Below are 16,315 nucleotides of genomic sequence, written 5' to 3'. Positions count from 1 at the left end.
CTTATCCCCAGACGAGAATGTAAAGACATGAGCGATACCCTGCAGCTGATCCTTGAAGACACCGACGGCACTCAACTGGAAACTTCCTGCACCCGCGTCGCGGTGATGTGGCAAGGCAAGGAATTGTGGATCCAGCAGGATGGCCGCGGTCAGTTGCTGATCGGCGTCGATGTCGAGGAAGGGGACGAGGAATACGCCAACCTGTTGTTGCGTCCATTGGCGACCAACCTGGTCAGCCTGCAACTGGAAATGGAACCAGCGGACGTCGGCGACGATGACCATGTCCATGGCCCGGATTGCGGCCACGACCATTAAGGAAACCGCGCTATGCTCGCCCTCGGCAAACTGCTTGAACTGACCCTCGCCGGCCGTGAACCGGCGGAGAAGACTCAACTGACTGTCGAAGGCGTACGGATGCGCTGGTTGAGCGAGGGCGCGCTGGAGGTCAAGCCGCCCGAAGCCCGGGACAACGGCCTGGACCTGCTGCTGTCGGCCGGTATCCACGGCAATGAAACCGCGCCGATCGAGCTGCTCGACCGCTTGCTGCATGACATCGCCCGTGGCCATTTGAAGCCGCGGGCACGCATTCTGTTCCTGTTCGGCAACCCCGAGGCCATCCGGCGCGGTGAGCGTTTCGTCGAACAGGACGTCAACCGCCTGTTCAATGGCCGCCACGAGCTGAGCGGCGGCCCCGAGGCGCTGCGGGCCTGCGAGCTGGAGCGATTGGCCGCCAGTTTCTTCAGCCGGCCAGAACGCAGTCGCTTGCATTACGACCTGCACACCGCCATCCGCGGCTCGAAGATCGAGCAATTCGCCCTCTACCCGTGGAAAGAAGGTCGCCAGCATTCACGCCGTGAGCTGGCACGCCTGCGTGCCGGGGGCATGGAGGCGGTGCTGCTGCAGAACAAGCCGTCCATTGTGTTCAGCGCCTACACCTACGACCAGCTCGGTGCCGAGTCCTTCACCCTGGAACTGGGCAAGGCCCGGCCATTCGGGCAGAACGACGGCGTCAACGTCAGCCTGCTGGAAACCCGCCTGCAACAGATCATCGAGGGCAACGAGCCGGAGCTGGATGAGGGGCTCGATGGCCTGCAGCTGTTCAGCGTGGCCCGGGAAATTATCAAGCACAGCGACAGTTTCCGCCTGAACCTGCCAGCGGACATCGAGAACTTCTCGGAATTGGGGAAAGGCTACGTGCTGGCCGAAGACATCGCCCAGACCCGCTGGGTGATCGAAGAAGAGGGTGCCCGGATCATCTTTCCGAACCCCAAGGTCAAGAATGGCTTGCGGGCTGGCATCCTGATCGTGCCGGCGACCGACGAAAACCTGATCTAAAACCCACACCGAACTATTGTGGGAGCGAGCTTGCTCGCGATAGCGATGTATCAGTCAACATTAATGCAGGCTGAACCACCGCCATCGCGAGCAAGCTCGCTCCCACAGGTTTTTAGCGGCTTTTAGACCGCTACCGCCCGCTGCTCACTACGGCGCAACGCCCGGGTCTTGTGCAACGTATCGGCACAGGTCTTCGCTGCTTCCTGGCCCTTGTGCACGAAATGCTCGAAGAAGAACTTCTGATGTTCTTCCCCGGCATGGAAGTGATGCGGCGTGAGCACCACCGAGAATACCGGCACTTCGGTTTCCAGCTGGACCTGCATCAGGCCGCTGATCACCGATTGGGCGACGAACTCGTGGCGGTAGATGCCCCCGTCTACCACCAGGCCGGCGGCGACGATGCCGGCGTAGCGGCCTGACTTGGCCAGCAGCTTGGCGTGCAGCGGAATCTCGAAGGCGCCACCGACTTCGAAGAAGTCGATATCACTTTCCTGGTAACCCTGGGTGATCATTTCGGCGACGAAGCCTTTACGGCTCTGGTCGACGATTTCCTTGTGCCAGCAGGCCTGGATGAACGCGACGCGCTCGCCCGGATGACTTTTGCTTTTGCTGTCGATTGCAGTGGGTTGCATGTTCTGGTTCCTGTTTGTGTGAAAAACAGGGCGTCATGAATCGAAGGGGATTCGAGGGTACGCCGCGCACGGACAGTCGCAGTCGGCCCTTGGGTATCAATCCCGTTCTCTCTTCATCCGGACTATGACCGTCGGCCCCGGAATCACACCGGGTCTGCTGACCTTGTCGCTACACCCTAAAAAAGTGGTGTACCACCAAGCGCTCGCGGGCTATGCACGTTGCGTGCAATTACCGCCGGTGGGGAATTACACCCCGCCCTGAGAACGTTTTGCCGCCACGCTTTGTGACGGCGGACAATTTTTAACACATAACCCCTTGTGGGAGCGAGCCGTGGAGCAAGCTTTGCTCCCACGGCACACAAGGGGTTTGTTGTCCTTTCCGTCGACCAGGCTTGATTATTCCTCGCCATGACCGCAGTAATTGCCCTTCGAAAGGGATTTCCCTCCACTTGAGCCCGAGGCCAGATTCATGAGTGTTATCGATCTTCGCAGCGACACGGTCACCCAACCTACCGCCGGCATGCTGGATGCCATGGCCAGCGCGCCTACCGGCGACGATGTGTATGGGGAAGACCCGACCGTCAATCGCCTCGAGGCCGAACTGGCCGCGCGCCTGGGGTTTGCCGCAGCGCTGTTCGTGCCCACGGGGACCATGAGCAACCTGTTGGGTTTGATGGCCCACTGCGAGCGCGGCGACGAATACATCGTCGGCCAGCAGGCCCACACCTACAAATACGAAGGCGGCGGTGCGGCCGTGCTCGGTTCGATCCAGCCCCAGCCCCTTGAAGTGCAGGCGGACGGTACCCTGGACCTGGCGCATGTCGCTGCGGCGATCAAACCCGATGATTTCCACTTTGCCCGCACCCGCCTGCTGGCCCTGGAAAACACCATGCAGGGCAAGGTGCTGCCACTGGAATACCTGGCCCGGGCCCGGCGTTTCACCCAGGAACATGGCCTGGCCCTGCACTTGGACGGGGCGCGGTTGTACAACGCTGCGGTCAAGCTGAATGTCGATGCCCGTGAGATCACGCAGTACTTCGATTCGGTGTCGGTGTGCTTGTCCAAGGGCCTCGGCGCGCCGGTGGGCTCGGTCCTGTGTGGCAGCGCCGAACTGATAGGCAAGGCCCGCCGGCTGCGCAAGATGGTCGGTGGCGGCATGCGCCAGGCGGGGATTCTCGCGGCGGCGGGGCTATACGCCCTGGAACATCAGGTCCAGCGCCTGGCCGATGACCACGCCAATGCCCAGCGGCTCGCCGAGGGCTTGCGTGCGGCGGGTTATGAAGTCGAGCCGGTGCAGACCAACATGGTCTACGTGCAAATGGGCGAGCGGGCCGAGGCGATCAAGGCATTTGCCGATGAACGGGGCGTCAAGCTCAGCGCGGCGCCACGCCTGCGAATGGTGACGCACATGGACGTGAGCGCGGCGCAAATCGACCAGGTGATCGCCACTTTCGTCGAATTTTCCCGCCACTGACCCGTCAACCGGGCCAATTGACAGTTTCTATCGCATAAACACGCTGTACCCCACGCGAAGGGCCGATATAATGCGGCCCTTTGCCGTTGCTTCGTCTGTTGACGTTTTGCACAGGCCTTTGGCCGCAGCCTCCGTGGAAGAACCTAATGAAAAGCGCAGAAATCCGTGAAGCCTTCCTTCGCTTCTTCGAAGAGCAAGGCCACACCCGAGTAGCCTCCAGCTCTTTGATTCCGGGCAACGACCCGACCCTGCTGTTCACCAACGCGGGGATGAACCAGTTCAAGGACTGCTTCCTGGGCCAGGAAAAACGTGCCTACACCCGTGCGGTGAGCAGCCAGAAGTGCGTGCGTGCCGGCGGCAAGCACAACGACCTGGAGAACGTCGGTTATACCGCTCGTCACCACACCTTCTTCGAAATGCTGGGTAACTTCAGCTTCGGTGACTATTTCAAGCGCGACGCCATCACCTTCGCCTGGACCTTCCTGACCTCCGACAAGTGGCTGAACCTGCCCAAGGAGAAGCTCTGGGTAACGGTCTACGCCACTGACGACGAAGCCTATGACATCTGGACCAAAGAGGTCGGTGTCCCGGCTGAGCGCATGGTGCGCATCGGCGACAACAAAGGCGCGCCTTACGCCTCCGATAACTTCTGGACCATGGGTGACACCGGCCCGTGCGGCCCGTGCACCGAGATTTTCTACGATCACGGCGCCGACATCTGGGGCGGCCCACCCGGCTCGCCGGAAGAAGATGGCGACCGCTACATCGAGATCTGGAACAACGTGTTCATGCAGTTCAACCGCACCGCCGATGGCGTGTTGCATCCGCTGCCAGCGCCGTCGGTCGACACCGGCATGGGCCTGGAGCGGATCAGTGCGGTGCTGCAGCACGTTCACTCCAACTACGAAATCGACCTGTTCCAGAGCCTGCTGAGCGCGTCGGCCCAGGCCATCGGTTGCACCAACGACAACCAGGCGTCGCTCAAAGTGGTGGCCGACCACATCCGTTCCTGCGGTTTCCTGATTGCCGACGGTGTGCTGCCTTCCAACGAAGGTCGCGGTTATGTGCTGCGCCGGATCATCCGTCGCGCCTGCCGTCACGGCAACAAGCTGGGCGCCAAGGGCAGCTTCTTCTATCAGATCGTCGCGGCATTGGCGGCCGAGATGGGCGAAGCCTTCCCGGAGCTCAAATCCCAGCAGGCGCACATCGAGCGCGTGCTCAAGGCTGAAGAAGAACAATTCGCCAAGACCCTGGAGCAAGGCCTGAAGATCCTCGAGCAGGACCTGGTCGAGCTCAAGGGCAACGTGGTCCCGGGCGATGTGGTGTTCAAGCTGTACGACACCTACGGTTTCCCGATGGACCTGACTGGCGACATCGCCCGCGAGCGCAACCTGACCCTCGACGAGGAAGGTTTCGAGCGCGAGATGGACGCCCAGCGGGTGCGTGCGCGTTCCGCCAGTTCCTTCGGCATGGACTACAACAGCCTGGTCAAGGTTGACGTGGCCACCGAGTTCACCGGTTATGCAGGCACCACCGGTTCGGCCAAGATCGTTGCCATTTATAAGGACGGGCAATCGGTCGACATCCTGAGCGAAGGCCAGGAAGGCGTGATCGTGCTGGACAAGACCCCGTTCTACGCCGAATCCGGCGGCCAGATCGGCGACAGCGGTTACCTGCAGGCCGGCAGTTCGCGTTTCGACGTACGTGACACCACCAAGACCGGCGGCGCCTTCCTGCACCACGGCGTGCTGGCTTCGGGCAGCCTGATGATCGCCGCCCCGGTGGCCGCCCATGTCGACGCCGATGTTCGACATGCCACGTCGCTGAACCACTCCGCCACGCACTTGCTGCACGCCGCGTTGCGCCAGGTGCTGGGCGAGCATGTCCAGCAGAAAGGTTCGTTGGTGGACAGTCAGCGCCTGCGCTTCGACTTCAGTCATTTCGAAGCCATCAAGCCTGAGCAGCTCAAGGCGCTGGAAGAAATCGTCAACGCCGAGATTCGCAAGAACTCCCCGGTGGAAACCGAAGAAACCGACATCGAGACCGCCAAGCGCAAGGGCGCGATGGCGTTGTTCGGCGAGAAATACGGCGACAGCGTGCGCGTGCTGAGCATGGGCGACTTCTCCGTTGAACTGTGCGGTGGCATCCACGCCAACCGCACCGGTGACATCGGCCTGATGAAAATCATCAGCGAAGGTGGCGTGGCATCCGGCGTGCGCCGGATCGAAGCGGTCACCGGCGCGGCGGCCCTGGCGTACCTCAACGCGGCCGAAGAACAACTCAAGGAAGCGGCAACCCTGATCAAGGGCAGCCGTGACAACCTGATCGACAAGCTGTCGGCTGTGCTGGAGCGCAATCGCCTGCTGGAAAAGCAATTCGAGCAGTTGCAGGCCAAGGCCGCCAGCGCCGCGGGCGACGATCTCTCGGCCCAGGCCGTGGACGTCAAGGGCGTGAAAGTGCTGGCCGTGCGTCTGGACGGCCAGGATGGCAAGGCGCTGCTGGCGCTGGTCGATCAACTGAAAAACAAACTCGGCCGCGCAGTGATCCTGCTCGGCAGTGTCCATGAGGAAAAGGTCGTTCTCGTCGCAGGCGTGACCAAAGACCTGACTGGCCAACTCAAAGCCGGTGATTTGATGAAGCAAGCCGCTGCGGCAGTGGGCGGCAAGGGCGGTGGTCGTCCGGACATGGCGCAAGGCGGTGGTACCGACGTCGGCGCACTGGACGCAGCACTGGCCCAGACCGTTGCATTTGTAGAGCAGGGTATTTAAGGCAGCGTCGCGGGCTCGTGGTCTAGTCACGGGCCCGACCGCTGTTGAGTGATTATTGGGCGCCCTTCATGGGCAGAGGCGGCTTTGAAATGGCTTTGATCGTACAGAAATTTGGAGGCACCTCGGTCGGCACTGTCGAGAGAATCGAACAAGTCGCCGACAAGGTTAAGAAATTCCGCGAGGCGGGCGATGACCTGGTGGTTGTGCTGTCGGCAATGAGCGGCGAGACCAACCGTCTGATCGATCTGGCCAAGCAAATCAGCGGCGATCAGCAACCGGTTCCGCGGGAACTGGACGTGATCGTTTCCACTGGCGAGCAGGTGACCATCGCCTTGCTGGCCATGGCGCTGATCAAGCGTGGCGTGCCAGCGGTGTCCTACACCGGCAACCAGGTGCGTATCCTGACGGACAGCGCGCACAACAAAGCGCGTATTCTGCAGATCGACGACCAGAAGATTCGCGGCGACCTGAAGGCTGGCCGTGTCGTGGTGGTCGCCGGTTTCCAGGGTGTGGACGAGCAGGGCAACATCACCACCCTCGGCCGTGGTGGTTCCGACACCACGGGCGTAGCGCTGGCAGCGGCCCTCAAGGCTGACGAATGCCAGATCTACACCGATGTGGACGGTGTCTACACCACTGACCCACGCGTGGTGCCTGTGGCCCAGCGCCTGGACAAGATCACGTTCGAAGAGATGCTGGAAATGGCCAGCCTCGGTTCGAAGGTGTTGCAGATCCGGGCGGTCGAATTCGCCGGCAAGTACAACGTTCCGCTGCGCGTTCTGCACAGCTTCAAAGAGGGTCCGGGCACCCTCATTACTATTGATGAAGAGGAATCCATGGAACAGCCGATCATTTCCGGCATCGCTTTCAACCGCGATGAAGCCAAGCTGACCATCCGTGGCGTGCCAGACACCCCCGGCGTGGCGTTCAAGATTCTCGGCCCGATCAGTGCCGCGAACATCGAAGTCGACATGATCGTGCAGAACGTCTCGCACGATAACACCACTGACTTCACCTTCACCGTGCACCGCAACGACTACCAGTCTGCCGAAGCGATACTGAAAAAAACCGCTGGCGAGATCGGTGCCCGTGAAGTGGTGGGCGATACCAAGATTGCCAAGGTCTCGATCGTTGGTGTCGGCATGCGCTCCCACGCAGGCGTGGCCAGCCGCATGTTCGAATCCCTGGCCAAGGAAAGCATCAACATCCAGATGATCTCTACCTCGGAAATCAAGGTTTCCGTGGTGATCGAAGAGAAATACCTGGAACTGGCCGTGCGCGCCCTGCACACGGCTTTCGAACTCGACGCTCCTGCCCAACCGGGCGAATAAAGCGTTGTCTGGAGGGCGCGGCTGGACCGCGCCCTTTGTTTTTCTGAATGGCGCGTCCCAAAACTGTTCTTTTGCCCGCGCTGGTCAATACTAGGCCTGTAGGCTTCGACCGTTTCGGTTGTAGGTCCAATGCCTTTTTTTTGCAGACTGTTGTCCCTTAAGTGAATTGCGTGAGGAGAAAGGTATGCTGATTCTGACCCGTCGGTGTGCAGAAAGCCTGATTATTGGCGATGGCGAAATCACCGTGACCGTGCTCGGCGTCAAAGGAAACCAAGTGCGTATCGGCGTCAATGCCCCGAAAGAGGTTGCTGTACACCGCGAGGAAATTTACCTGCGTATCAAGAAAGAGAAGGACGACGAACCAAGCCATTAATTTTTATCGATTTTTATGTTTGCAAACGGGGATGAAGGTGGTTAATATACGCCCCGTGTTGCGGAGAGCTGGCCGAGTGGCCGAAGGCGCTCCCCTGCTAAGGGAGTACACCTCAAAAGGGTGTCGGGGGTTCGAATCCCCCGTTCTCCGCCATTATTCGTTTAGTGCGTCAAAACCTGGCTTGTTCAGTAAGTGATTGAAATTACTGAAAAAAGCGCTTTACAAAAGGAATTGACGACCTATAATGCGCGGCAACAAATGCACTCGTAGCTCAGCTGGATAGAGTACTCGGCTACGAACCGAGCGGTCACAGGTTCGAATCCTGTCGAGTGCACCATTTAAGAGTTGTTTGCAGCAATGCAAATAACTTGGCTTCAACCAGTTGTGATCTGGTATAAAACCACAATCTGCACTCGTAGCTCAGCTGGATAGAGTACTCGGCTACGAACCGAGCGGTCACAGGTTCGAATCCTGTCGAGTGCACCAAACACCAAAAAGCCCGCGTTTAACGCGGGCTTTTTGCTGTCTACGATTTGCCTTTCACGCATCCCCTCTCATCGAACACGACCTCTGCGCTGCGACCTTTCCTCGCCTTGTAGGTATACCGCGTGCTCGAATTCCGAACTTTGATCGAGTCTGGCTTGCCCAGGGCGCTCTCTACGTCCTGTTGGCTCATGCCGGCGATGATGCGTCGGTCCAGGATGGCGTCGCGGCGTTGCCTGGCGTCGATTAGGTTCCCGCAGCGGTCCTGGAACTGGCCAACCACGGTCGGTTCCTTGCGCGTGGTTTTGTTGCCGGATGTTTGCCCGCGCTCCGCGTCAGGCAGCATTGCCTCGGTCGTCGGTTTGATTGTCGGTTCGGTCGAACCTGGGCGGTACGGATGGATCTGTTGTAGCGACAGGGCTTCTCCCGGGCCGCAGCTCAGGGTGGTGAATGTCACGTGCCCTGCGATGTTTTCGCAGCGATGCACGGTCTGCCCGGCAGCCCACAAAGGCAGGCAGGGCAAGCAGGCGAGCAGGAACAGGCAGTGGCTTGGATGCATCCGATCGTCCTCCTTGACGGTGCAGAAGAGAAGGGTAGTCGCTGCATTTGCGCCGCGGCGTGTGTTTTCTTTTCTGGATAAGTCGTCGTAAAGGAACAGGTTCAGCCTGTGTTCAGGTTTGTCTCGCAAGCGCTTGTTCTTGCCATGATTTTTTAGCGTTTTAAAGCGTCAAGCGGTGTATGATTGCGCCCGTCAGCCCCGCCGGGGCTTTGGAATATCTCCATGGACTTACCCAGTAGTTACTCAATATTTAGTTTTGCCAATCATGAATTGACTGATTGATCCTTCCGGCGTGCTCCACTGCTGGGAGTGGAGTTCGCCTATGACCCAAGTAGATGTAAAAAAAACGCAGGAAAGCCTTCAGGATCGCCTCGCTCAAGTTGTTGAGCTGCTGCAGCGCCAGCGGGTCGTCGAAGACCTGACGCATCGCCAGGAAGGTCCGCATCATGACCGGGTCGAGAACCTGGTCCACCGGCAGAATCTCGTTGAGCTGCAACGCAAGCTCGATGATCTGCACTCCGCCGACGTCGCCTACATTCTTGAAGCCTTGCCACTGGAAGAGCGTCTGACGGTCTGGCAGTTGGTCAAGGCTGATCGCGACGGTGACATCCTGCTCGAAGTGTCGGACTCGGTTCGGGAAACCCTGATCGCCGACATGGATGATCACGAGTTGCTGGCGGCGGCCAAGGAAATGGACGCCGACGAACTCGCAGACCTTGCGCCTGAACTGCCGCGGGACGTTGTCCACGAACTGATGGAAGCCCTCGACGGCCAGCAGCGTGAGCGTGTGCGCTCGGCGTTGTCCTACGACGAGGAGCAGGTCGGTGCGCTGATGGACTTCGAGATGGTGACGATCCGAGAGGACGTCAGTCTTGAAGTGGTACTGCGCTACCTGCGTCGCCTCAAGGAACTGCCGGGGCATACTGACAAGCTGTTTGTGGTCGACTACGACGGCGTGCTCAAGGGTGTTCTGCCCATCAAGCGTTTGCTCGTCAACGATCCGGAAAAACAGGTGGCCGAGGTGATGGCCAGCGATCCGGTGAGCTTTCACCCGGACGAAGACGCCTATGATGCGGCCCAGGCGTTCGAACGTTATGACTTGATTTCGGCGCCGGTGGTCGACAAGAACGGCAAGCTGATCGGTCGTCTGACCATCGATGAAATGGTCGACTTGATTCGTGAGGAAAGCGAAAGCGAAGTCCTCAACATGGCCGGTCTGCGCGAAGAAGAAGACATCTTCGCCTCGGTCTGGAAATCCCTGCGTAACCGCTGGGCCTGGTTGGCGATCAATCTGATCACGGCGTTTGTTGCTTCCCGGGTCATCGGGCTGTTCGAAGGCTCCATCGAGAAGCTGGTGGCACTCGCGGCGCTGATGCCCATCGTCGCCGGTATCGGTGGCAACTCTGGCAACCAGACCATCACCATGATCGTCCGTGCAATGGCGCTGGACCAGGTCAGTACCGGTAATACATCGCGATTGATGCGCAAGGAGTTGGCTGTGTCCTTGATCAACGGTGTGATTTGGGGTGGTGTGATTGGCGTGGTGGCTTATCTGCTCTATGGCAGCTGGTCGCTGGGGGTGGTCATGACGGCCGCGATGACGCTCAATCTGTTGTTGGCGGCATTGATGGGGGTCCTGATCCCCATGACCCTGGCCCGCATGGGGCGTGACCCTGCCATGGGCGCCAGTGTCATGATCACTGCCGTGACTGACAGTGGTGGGTTCTTCATCTTCCTGGGGTTGGCGACGATTTTCCTGCTCTGAAGTCGCTCATCAAGAAACTCGCCTGTCTGGCGTAATACTGTCGACTTAGAAAAAACGGCGCTTCCAGAAATGGGAAACGCCTTTTTTTTGCGCTTTTTTTGGTTGAAGGGGCGTCGAGATCAAGTACCCAAGGCAAGAGCAGCAGGCACATCCAACATCATCACAAACTGACCCTCCGCTATCGCGAGCAAGCTCGCTCCCACAGGAGAAACGCGATCACCAAAGAGCCAGGTCGGCTACAAGGCCGCCTCGCGGTGGACGTTGATTTCGGCGCCCCGTTACCGCAGCAATGGATATACACACCAACCCTGCTCTTCACAAAATCCCCCACGCATCACTGCATCAACGCCAGTCGTACAGCCAGTAACACAAAGGCTGCCGAGAACAGGCGGCGCAACCACTGCAACACGGATGGACGCTCCAGAACATGGCGGCGCATCGATGCGCAGAGCACGCCATAGATGACGAAGACGGCAAAGGTGATCGCCATGAAGATGAAGCTCAGTTGCAGCATGCGCCACATGGCATCCGTTTCTCCTGGCGCGAGAAATTGCGGTAGAAAGGCCAGGAAAAAAATCGACAGCTTTGGATTCAGCAGGTTGAGCAAAATGCCCGAAAAAATCACCGCGCCATTCGAGCGCGGAGTCTTGTGCGGATCAATATGCAATGCCCCGTGGCTCTGGAGCGTGCTCCATGCCATCCACAGCAGGTAAGCGACGCCCAGGTACTTGGTGATCTCGAAAGCCAGTGGGCTGGTGTGCAGCAGTGCCGCGAGGCCCGTGATGGCTGCCAGCATGTGCGGCACGATCCCCAGGGTACAACTCAATGCCGCTACCACACTCGCGCGCCAGCCCCGGGCCAGGCCGGCTGCAACCGTATAGACCACGCCAGTACCAGGCGAAGCCGCCACGATCAGAGAAGTGACAAAAAATTCGAGGTTCATGCGACGCCGACCTTGGCAGTTATGGAGTCTCCAGCCTGCCTGTGATGAGGAGGAGCATCTTGAACGAAATTGCGGGTCGCTACGGGTGCCCTTGCCGGGCGTACATGCCGGGTGAGAATCCAAAGCTGCGCACGAAGCATCGGGTCATATGGCTCTGATCGGCGAAACCGCTGGCCAGGGACGCATCGGCCAGCGGCATGCCAGCAGCGATCAGTTGTCGTGCCCGGTGGATACGTCGTTGCAGCAGATAGGCGTGGGGTGTCAAACCGGTCAGGCGTGTGAAGGCGCGTACCAGTTGAAAACGGCTTAAATCGGCCTCCCTGGCGAGCAGGGCAAGCGACATGGACGACTGCGGATCGTCGTCGATCAGGGCTTTTGCACGGTTTGCCGCGACCTCCGGCAAAGACGATACCGGCATGGAGCGATCCAGCAAATGTTCGAGCAAAAGCGCGAGCGTTTCTTCGATCTTGAGGTGATCGCCAAACTCCTCGGCTTGAGCGACGGCTTGGTACAAAGTGCGGAACAATTCTGCCGCGCGCGGGCGCGGCAGTACCGGATAAGCGAATTCCTGGGCACAGATGCCCCCATCGTTGGCCATGTCCTTGAATGCCTGCGCAATCAGGGGCGGGTCGAAATACAGCATCTGCCAACGACGTGTCCCGTTTCCGATGGGCGCGCCATCATGCACTTCGGCCGGATTGACCGATATAAGGTCGCCGGCCGTCGCTTCTACCTGGCCTCGGCCGCTGGCTGAACGTTGCGCCCCGCGCACAAGCAAGCCAATGCCAAAATGTTCGTGCATATGCCGGACGAACGTTCGATCTGAATCGGCCTCGACGATTTCCACGCCCAGCCCTGGGATTCTTTGGATCTTGAATGCGTGACCTGTCATGCAGGCCTCCATGCCCATACTTTTTAGCGGATCAATTTAGCATTACTGCCATGGGGCAGCAGTGGTGTTGGTTCGCTGATGAGTGCTTGAAAAGCAGGCTTGGGCCAAATGCCAGGCAAAAAAAAGCCAGCACGAGGCTGGCTTGAGTATTTTGGGGACTATCAGGTCGCGTCTGCGGCCATTTCTGCGTCATGGGCAATCAGCGAAACGAGGGCGTTCTGCTGGCGATGGGAGAGTTGTCGGAAGCGTTGAAGCAGTTCGCGCTCATGCAATGACAGCTCTGGGCTGTCCAGGCGCATGCTCAACTCTTCACCCAACGCGCCTTCCTGAATAAGGCTTTGCTCAAGACGCGCGATGATTTCAGAGTTCATGCTGCGGTGATGATTGCGAGCCACTTCGGCAATGCGTTCCCGCATTCCGTCTGGCAGACGTACGACGAACTTGTCAGCCGTACGGCTGGAATAAATTGCCTGTTTCAATGGGCGCATATATTTAACCGGTTAGTTCAGGGGAGCGGTTCTCGGGATTGGCCGCAGGATGTCGATAGGACAAGCTCCATTGCCAAATGTTCAACCTGAATTGTTAAGAGGCCCGCATCATGCCTCAAAATTGCCAGATCATTGGCGCCAATTCTGTGACAAATTCTGATCCGGGTAAAGGCGTTCTGCCAGTACCCTTCATCAAAAAATGCGGACTGGTTGGTAAAAAACAACAGGTTCGCATCTGTGACCGTCGGATTGTGTCTATGTGCCATACCGTCTGGCGGATAACGGAAATGGACAAAAACGTGTGCCGTCCCTGTCTTGTACAGGATAGTGGCAAATTGCCGATTTACTAGGATAAGCGAACCAGGGCGGATGAATGGCGGCCAAAACTCGGCATCCGGGATCTGCCAGCCTTACAGGGAGTACTATTTGCCTACACTTAAAAAGCCATGGGCGACATGACAAACGCAGGGCAGGTCGTTAACATGCACGCCGTCCCGCGCACCGCGTCTCTCGTGGTCGACTCGTGTCTCAGTAGCTCAATTGGATAGAGCATCCCCCTCCTAAGGGGAAGGTTGGCAGTTCGAACCTGCCCTGGGACACCATTATAAACAATGGGTTAGCGAAATTGCCGCTGACTTTTCCTGCTTCCATCCCCATCCCCGAACGATCAACTCCGGTCTGAGCGCGCCGTTCAGGCCTTGCACGGCCATTTCACCCCTCAATGCTGTGACCGATTCCCCATTTCTAGCCATTTGTATCGAGGATATTTCGGTAATGCGAAACTTTCTTTCCCCTCGGCTATCTGACCGTCTCGGTACGTTGTAGGACTTTTCCTTCGTTTTCGATGGAATTCGTACCTCTTTTATCTATGTCAGCGCCAATGCCGCGTCCGGCGGGCGTGACCCACCGTGTCTTTGATTCAGGCCACAAGGATGTGACATGCACCCAGCCGCACCCTGCCGAACGCGTAAACCGAGCAATACTCGCCGTTGTGTTGACGGAACCCGTTCATCTGCACAAAACGCCAAGTCTCTCGCGCTGCTGTTGATGACAGCGTGGATGACGGGTGCGTGGAGCGCTGCGCAGGCGGCTGGGCCTGAAGAAGAACTGCTGCGCCAGCAAGAGCGCGAGCGGGTGTTGAGGGAGCAGTTGGAGTCCCGGCCGGATGTGCGCCTGCAGGCGGCCCCTGTGGCTGAGGGTGTCGATCGCTTGGCCGCCAAGGAAAGTCCCTGCTTTGCCATCAATGACATCCGTCTGATTGGCGAGGCGTCGGAGAAATTCCAGTGGGCGTTGCGCGCTGCCAACCCCAAGGATGACCCTGCCATCGGTCATTGCCTCGGCGGTGGCGGGATCAATCTGACGATGAAGCGCATGCAGAACGCGATCATCGAGGCCGGCTACGTCACCACTCGCGTGCTCGCCGAAGCCCAGGACTTGAACAGCGGGGTTCTGGTCTTGACCCTGGTGCCGGGGCGCATTCGCGAGATTCGTTTCGAAGAGGGCACCAGCTCCCGCGCCAATGCCTGGAACGCGATGCCGGCCAATCCTGGCGATCTGCTCAACTTGCGCGACATCGAGCAGGCGCTGGAAAACTTCAAGCGTGTGCCGACCGCCGAAGCCGATATCAAGATCGCGCCGGCCCGTGCCGTCGACGCCAAACCCGGTGAGAGCGACGTGGTGATCGCCTGGAGCCAGCGGTTCCCCGCCCGTGTGAGCCTGTCGGTGGACAATTCGGGCAGCAAGACCACCGGTAAATACCAGGGCAACGTGTCGCTGTCATTGGACAACCTGCTCTCGCTCAACGATTTGCTCTACGCCAGCGTCAACCATGACTTGGGCGGGGGCGAGTCCGGGCACCGTGGCTCCGATGGCCGCACGCTGCATTATTCGCTGCCGTTCGGCTACTGGCAGGTGGGGTTCACCAGCAGTGAATACAACTACGAACAGTCCGTCGCCGGCACCAACCAGACCTATCAGTACCGGGGCGAGAGTCGTAACAACGAGTTGCGTCTGTCCCGCCTGCTGTACCGCGACGCTGTTCGCAAGACCACCGCCTGGGGCAGCCTCTGGACGCGTTCGTCGGAGAACTTCATCGACGACACCGAAGTTGGCAACCAGAAACGCCGCATGGCCGGCTGGCAGTTGGGGTTGGATCATCGAGAGTTCATTGGCGCTTCGATTCTTGACCTGGGTGTCGCCTATCGTCGCGGCACCGGTGCCCACGACTCGCTCAGGGCACCCGAGGAAGATTTTGATGCCGGCACGTCGCGCTCGCAAATCATCACCGCCGACGCCCAACTGCAGGTGCCATTTCAGCTTGGCGATCAGCGACTGCGCTACATCGGCGGCTGGCGTGCGCAATGGAACCGGACGCCGTTGGTGCCCCAGGATCGTTTCTCGATTGGCGGGCGCTACAGCGTGCGGGGCTTCGATGGTGAAAACATTCTTTCCGCCGACCGTGGCTGGACCCTGCGCAACGAGGTCGGCCTGTCCTTGGGGCAGACCGGCCAGGAGCTCTACACCGGTATCGACTATGGCGAAGTCAGCGGTCAATCCAGTGAGTTCCTGATCGGCCAGCGCCTGGCAGGGGCCGTGGTGGGCATTCGCGGTGGTTACAAGGGCCTGTCCTATGACTGGTCGGTGGGCACGCCGTTGAAGAAACCCGATGGTTTCGAGACGGCCAACGTGACCAGCGCCTTCACCGTCATCTGGTCATTCTGAGGTGATCCCATGCAGTTCGAGACGCTAGACATTATCGCCCCCGGCCTGATCGATGAACCCTGGAGCGAAGCCGCGGTGTTCGGCTCTGCCACTTGGTTGTGGATGCATTCCAAGGCCCATCGCGATGCGCCGTTGCACACCTTGCCGACGCTGCTGCTGCCGGCCCTCAAGCATCGCCAATTCGTGCTCGGCTCCGAGCACGGCAAGCCGGTGTTCTACCTGTCCTGGCTCAACCTCGACGAGGCGGCAGAGCAACGTTACCTGCGCCAGTCGCCGCTGGCGCTGACCCAAGACGACTGGAACAGCGGCGAGCGCCTCTGGCTCAACGACTGGGTCGCTCCCTTTGGTCACACGGCGGCATTGAGCCGCTTGTTGCAACGTCACCTTTTCATCGATCGCTGCGCCCGTGCGCTCTATCACCGAGGCGATGAGCGCGGCCTGCGGGTCAAGACATTCCAAGGGATCGGGGTCATTCCCGAACAGGCCCAGGCCTGGTTCGCCGCCCACCCACTGGCAATCGAAGCGTAACTCCAACCACTGGTCGTGCGGGC

14 protein-coding genes, 4 tRNA genes and 1 riboswitch are annotated in these 16,315 nt (G+C 59.4%); of the genes, 13 read left to right on the top strand and 5 right to left on the bottom strand.

What is annotated here, in order from left to right:
• Positions 1-27: 27 nt before the first annotated feature.
• Together KI235_RS23075 and astE are read left to right on the top strand one after the other, a co-directional pair.
• Positions 28-315 (top strand): hypothetical protein, encoded by a 288-nt coding sequence (locus tag KI235_RS23075; RefSeq protein WP_003178862.1) that lies wholly within the window; start codon positions 28-30, stop codon positions 313-315.
• A 12-nt stretch (positions 316-327) separates the two neighbouring features.
• Positions 328-1,335, top strand: coding sequence for a succinylglutamate desuccinylase (gene astE, locus KI235_RS23070; RefSeq protein WP_003204782.1), 1,008 nt, complete (start codon positions 328-330; stop codon positions 1,333-1,335).
• Between the two features lie 122 nt (positions 1,336-1,457).
• Here the strand turns inward: astE and KI235_RS23065 are convergent, their stop codons facing one another.
• Positions 1,458-1,967, bottom strand: a complete 510-nt coding sequence (locus tag KI235_RS23065; protein ID WP_003204780.1) for a 6,7-dimethyl-8-ribityllumazine synthase — start codon at positions 1,965-1,967, stop codon at positions 1,458-1,460.
• A gap of 100 nt (positions 1,968-2,067) precedes the next feature.
• A riboswitch (FMN riboswitch) is annotated at positions 2,068-2,237 on the bottom strand.
• Positions 2,238-2,436: 199 nt separating this feature from the next.
• Here KI235_RS23065 and ltaE point away from each other — a divergent pair.
• The 7 genes from ltaE (at position 2,437) to KI235_RS23030 (ending at position 8,399) form a co-directional block, all read left to right on the top strand.
• Positions 2,437-3,441 carry a low-specificity L-threonine aldolase gene (gene ltaE, locus KI235_RS23060; RefSeq protein ID WP_003204778.1) on the top strand — a complete coding sequence of 335 codons (1,005 nt, stop codon included), beginning with the start codon at positions 2,437-2,439 and terminating at the stop codon, positions 3,439-3,441.
• A 146-nt stretch (positions 3,442-3,587) separates the two neighbouring features.
• Positions 3,588-6,209, top strand: coding sequence for an alanine--tRNA ligase (alaS, locus tag KI235_RS23055; protein ID WP_212795313.1), 2,622 nt, complete (start codon positions 3,588-3,590; stop codon positions 6,207-6,209).
• An 89-nt stretch (positions 6,210-6,298) separates the two neighbouring features.
• The gene (locus KI235_RS23050; RefSeq protein ID WP_003204774.1) at positions 6,299-7,540 is read left to right on the top strand and encodes an aspartate kinase; all 1,242 of its coding nucleotides are present in this window, start codon (positions 6,299-6,301) and stop codon (positions 7,538-7,540) included.
• Positions 7,541-7,724: 184 nt separating this feature from the next.
• Positions 7,725-7,913, top strand: coding sequence for a carbon storage regulator CsrA (csrA, locus tag KI235_RS23045; RefSeq protein WP_003178872.1), 189 nt, complete (start codon positions 7,725-7,727; stop codon positions 7,911-7,913).
• Between the two features lie 62 nt (positions 7,914-7,975).
• A tRNA-Ser gene (locus KI235_RS23040) sits at positions 7,976-8,066 on the top strand.
• A 107-nt stretch (positions 8,067-8,173) separates the two neighbouring features.
• Positions 8,174-8,250: transfer RNA gene (locus KI235_RS23035), tRNA-Arg, on the top strand.
• Positions 8,251-8,322: 72 nt separating this feature from the next.
• Positions 8,323-8,399 (top strand) — tRNA-Arg (locus KI235_RS23030).
• A 40-nt stretch (positions 8,400-8,439) separates the two neighbouring features.
• Here the strand turns inward: KI235_RS23030 and KI235_RS23025 are convergent.
• The gene (locus tag KI235_RS23025) at positions 8,440-8,955 is read right to left on the bottom strand and encodes a hypothetical protein (RefSeq protein WP_013694080.1); all 516 of its coding nucleotides are present in this window, start codon (positions 8,953-8,955) and stop codon (positions 8,440-8,442) included.
• A gap of 322 nt (positions 8,956-9,277) precedes the next feature.
• Here KI235_RS23025 and mgtE point away from each other — a divergent pair, with 322 nt between their 5' ends.
• A complete protein-coding gene (gene mgtE / locus KI235_RS23020; protein ID WP_003204768.1) occupies positions 9,278-10,720 on the top strand; it encodes a magnesium transporter in 1,443 nt (480 codons plus the stop codon).
• A 334-nt stretch (positions 10,721-11,054) separates the two neighbouring features.
• Here the strand turns inward: mgtE and KI235_RS23015 are convergent, their stop codons facing one another.
• The 3 genes from KI235_RS23015 to KI235_RS23005 all read right to left on the bottom strand — a co-directional run bounded on the left by KI235_RS23015 (position 11,055) and on the right by KI235_RS23005 (position 13,043).
• Positions 11,055-11,663, bottom strand: a complete 609-nt coding sequence (locus KI235_RS23015) for a LysE family translocator (RefSeq protein WP_043042898.1) — start codon at positions 11,661-11,663, stop codon at positions 11,055-11,057.
• A gap of 79 nt (positions 11,664-11,742) precedes the next feature.
• Positions 11,743-12,510: an AraC family transcriptional regulator gene (locus KI235_RS23010; protein ID WP_223528877.1), complete on the bottom strand. Its 768-nt coding sequence runs from the start codon at positions 12,508-12,510 to the stop codon at positions 11,743-11,745.
• A 206-nt stretch (positions 12,511-12,716) separates the two neighbouring features.
• Complete coding sequence (locus KI235_RS23005; RefSeq protein ID WP_003204761.1) at positions 12,717-13,043, bottom strand: Arc family DNA-binding protein; 327 nt, start codon at positions 13,041-13,043, stop codon at positions 12,717-12,719.
• 525 nt (positions 13,044-13,568) lie between these two features.
• Between KI235_RS23005 and KI235_RS23000 the strand changes: the two genes are divergently transcribed.
• The 3 genes from KI235_RS23000 to KI235_RS22990 all read left to right on the top strand — a co-directional run bounded on the left by KI235_RS23000 (position 13,569) and on the right by KI235_RS22990 (position 16,292).
• A tRNA-Arg gene (locus KI235_RS23000) sits at positions 13,569-13,645 on the top strand.
• Between the two features lie 457 nt (positions 13,646-14,102).
• Complete coding sequence (locus KI235_RS22995; RefSeq protein ID WP_043042897.1) at positions 14,103-15,764, top strand: ShlB/FhaC/HecB family hemolysin secretion/activation protein; 1,662 nt, start codon at positions 14,103-14,105, stop codon at positions 15,762-15,764.
• 9 nt (positions 15,765-15,773) lie between these two features.
• Positions 15,774-16,292: a toxin-activating lysine-acyltransferase gene (locus KI235_RS22990; protein WP_003204758.1), complete on the top strand. Its 519-nt coding sequence runs from the start codon at positions 15,774-15,776 to the stop codon at positions 16,290-16,292.
• Positions 16,293-16,315: the final 23 nt, after the last annotated feature.

This window comes from Pseudomonas sp. St386 (genome assembly GCF_018325865.1).
GTDB lineage: Bacteria > Pseudomonadota > Gammaproteobacteria > Pseudomonadales > Pseudomonadaceae > Aquipseudomonas > Aquipseudomonas brassicacearum.
This window is presented reverse-complemented; position numbering and strand designations above follow the sequence as displayed.

Bases quoted from the DNA above. Each gene is read 5' to 3' on its own strand.
- KI235_RS23025 (WP_013694080.1), bottom strand. From the start codon at position 8,955: ATGCATCCAAGCCACTGCCTGTTCCTGCTCGCCTGCTTGCCCTGCCTG.
- KI235_RS22995 (WP_043042897.1), top strand. From the start codon at position 14,103: ATGACGGGTGCGTGGAGCGCTGCGCAGGCGGCTGGGCCTGAAGAAGAA.
- KI235_RS23015 (WP_043042898.1), bottom strand. From the start codon at position 11,663: ATGAACCTCGAATTTTTTGTCACTTCTCTGATCGTGGCGGCTTCGCCT.
- KI235_RS23065 (WP_003204780.1), bottom strand. From the start codon at position 1,967: ATGCAACCCACTGCAATCGACAGCAAAAGCAAAAGTCATCCGGGCGAG.
- mgtE (WP_003204768.1), top strand. From the start codon at position 9,278: ATGACCCAAGTAGATGTAAAAAAAACGCAGGAAAGCCTTCAGGATCGC.
- KI235_RS23050 (WP_003204774.1), top strand. From the start codon at position 6,299: ATGGCTTTGATCGTACAGAAATTTGGAGGCACCTCGGTCGGCACTGTC.
- ltaE (WP_003204778.1), top strand. From the start codon at position 2,437: ATGAGTGTTATCGATCTTCGCAGCGACACGGTCACCCAACCTACCGCC.
- KI235_RS23005 (WP_003204761.1), bottom strand. From the start codon at position 13,043: ATGCGCCCATTGAAACAGGCAATTTATTCCAGCCGTACGGCTGACAAG.
- alaS (WP_212795313.1), top strand. From the start codon at position 3,588: ATGAAAAGCGCAGAAATCCGTGAAGCCTTCCTTCGCTTCTTCGAAGAG.
- csrA (WP_003178872.1), top strand. From the start codon at position 7,725: ATGCTGATTCTGACCCGTCGGTGTGCAGAAAGCCTGATTATTGGCGAT.
- KI235_RS23075 (WP_003178862.1), top strand. From the start codon at position 28: ATGAGCGATACCCTGCAGCTGATCCTTGAAGACACCGACGGCACTCAA.
- KI235_RS22990 (WP_003204758.1), top strand. From the start codon at position 15,774: ATGCAGTTCGAGACGCTAGACATTATCGCCCCCGGCCTGATCGATGAA.
- astE (WP_003204782.1), top strand. From the start codon at position 328: ATGCTCGCCCTCGGCAAACTGCTTGAACTGACCCTCGCCGGCCGTGAA.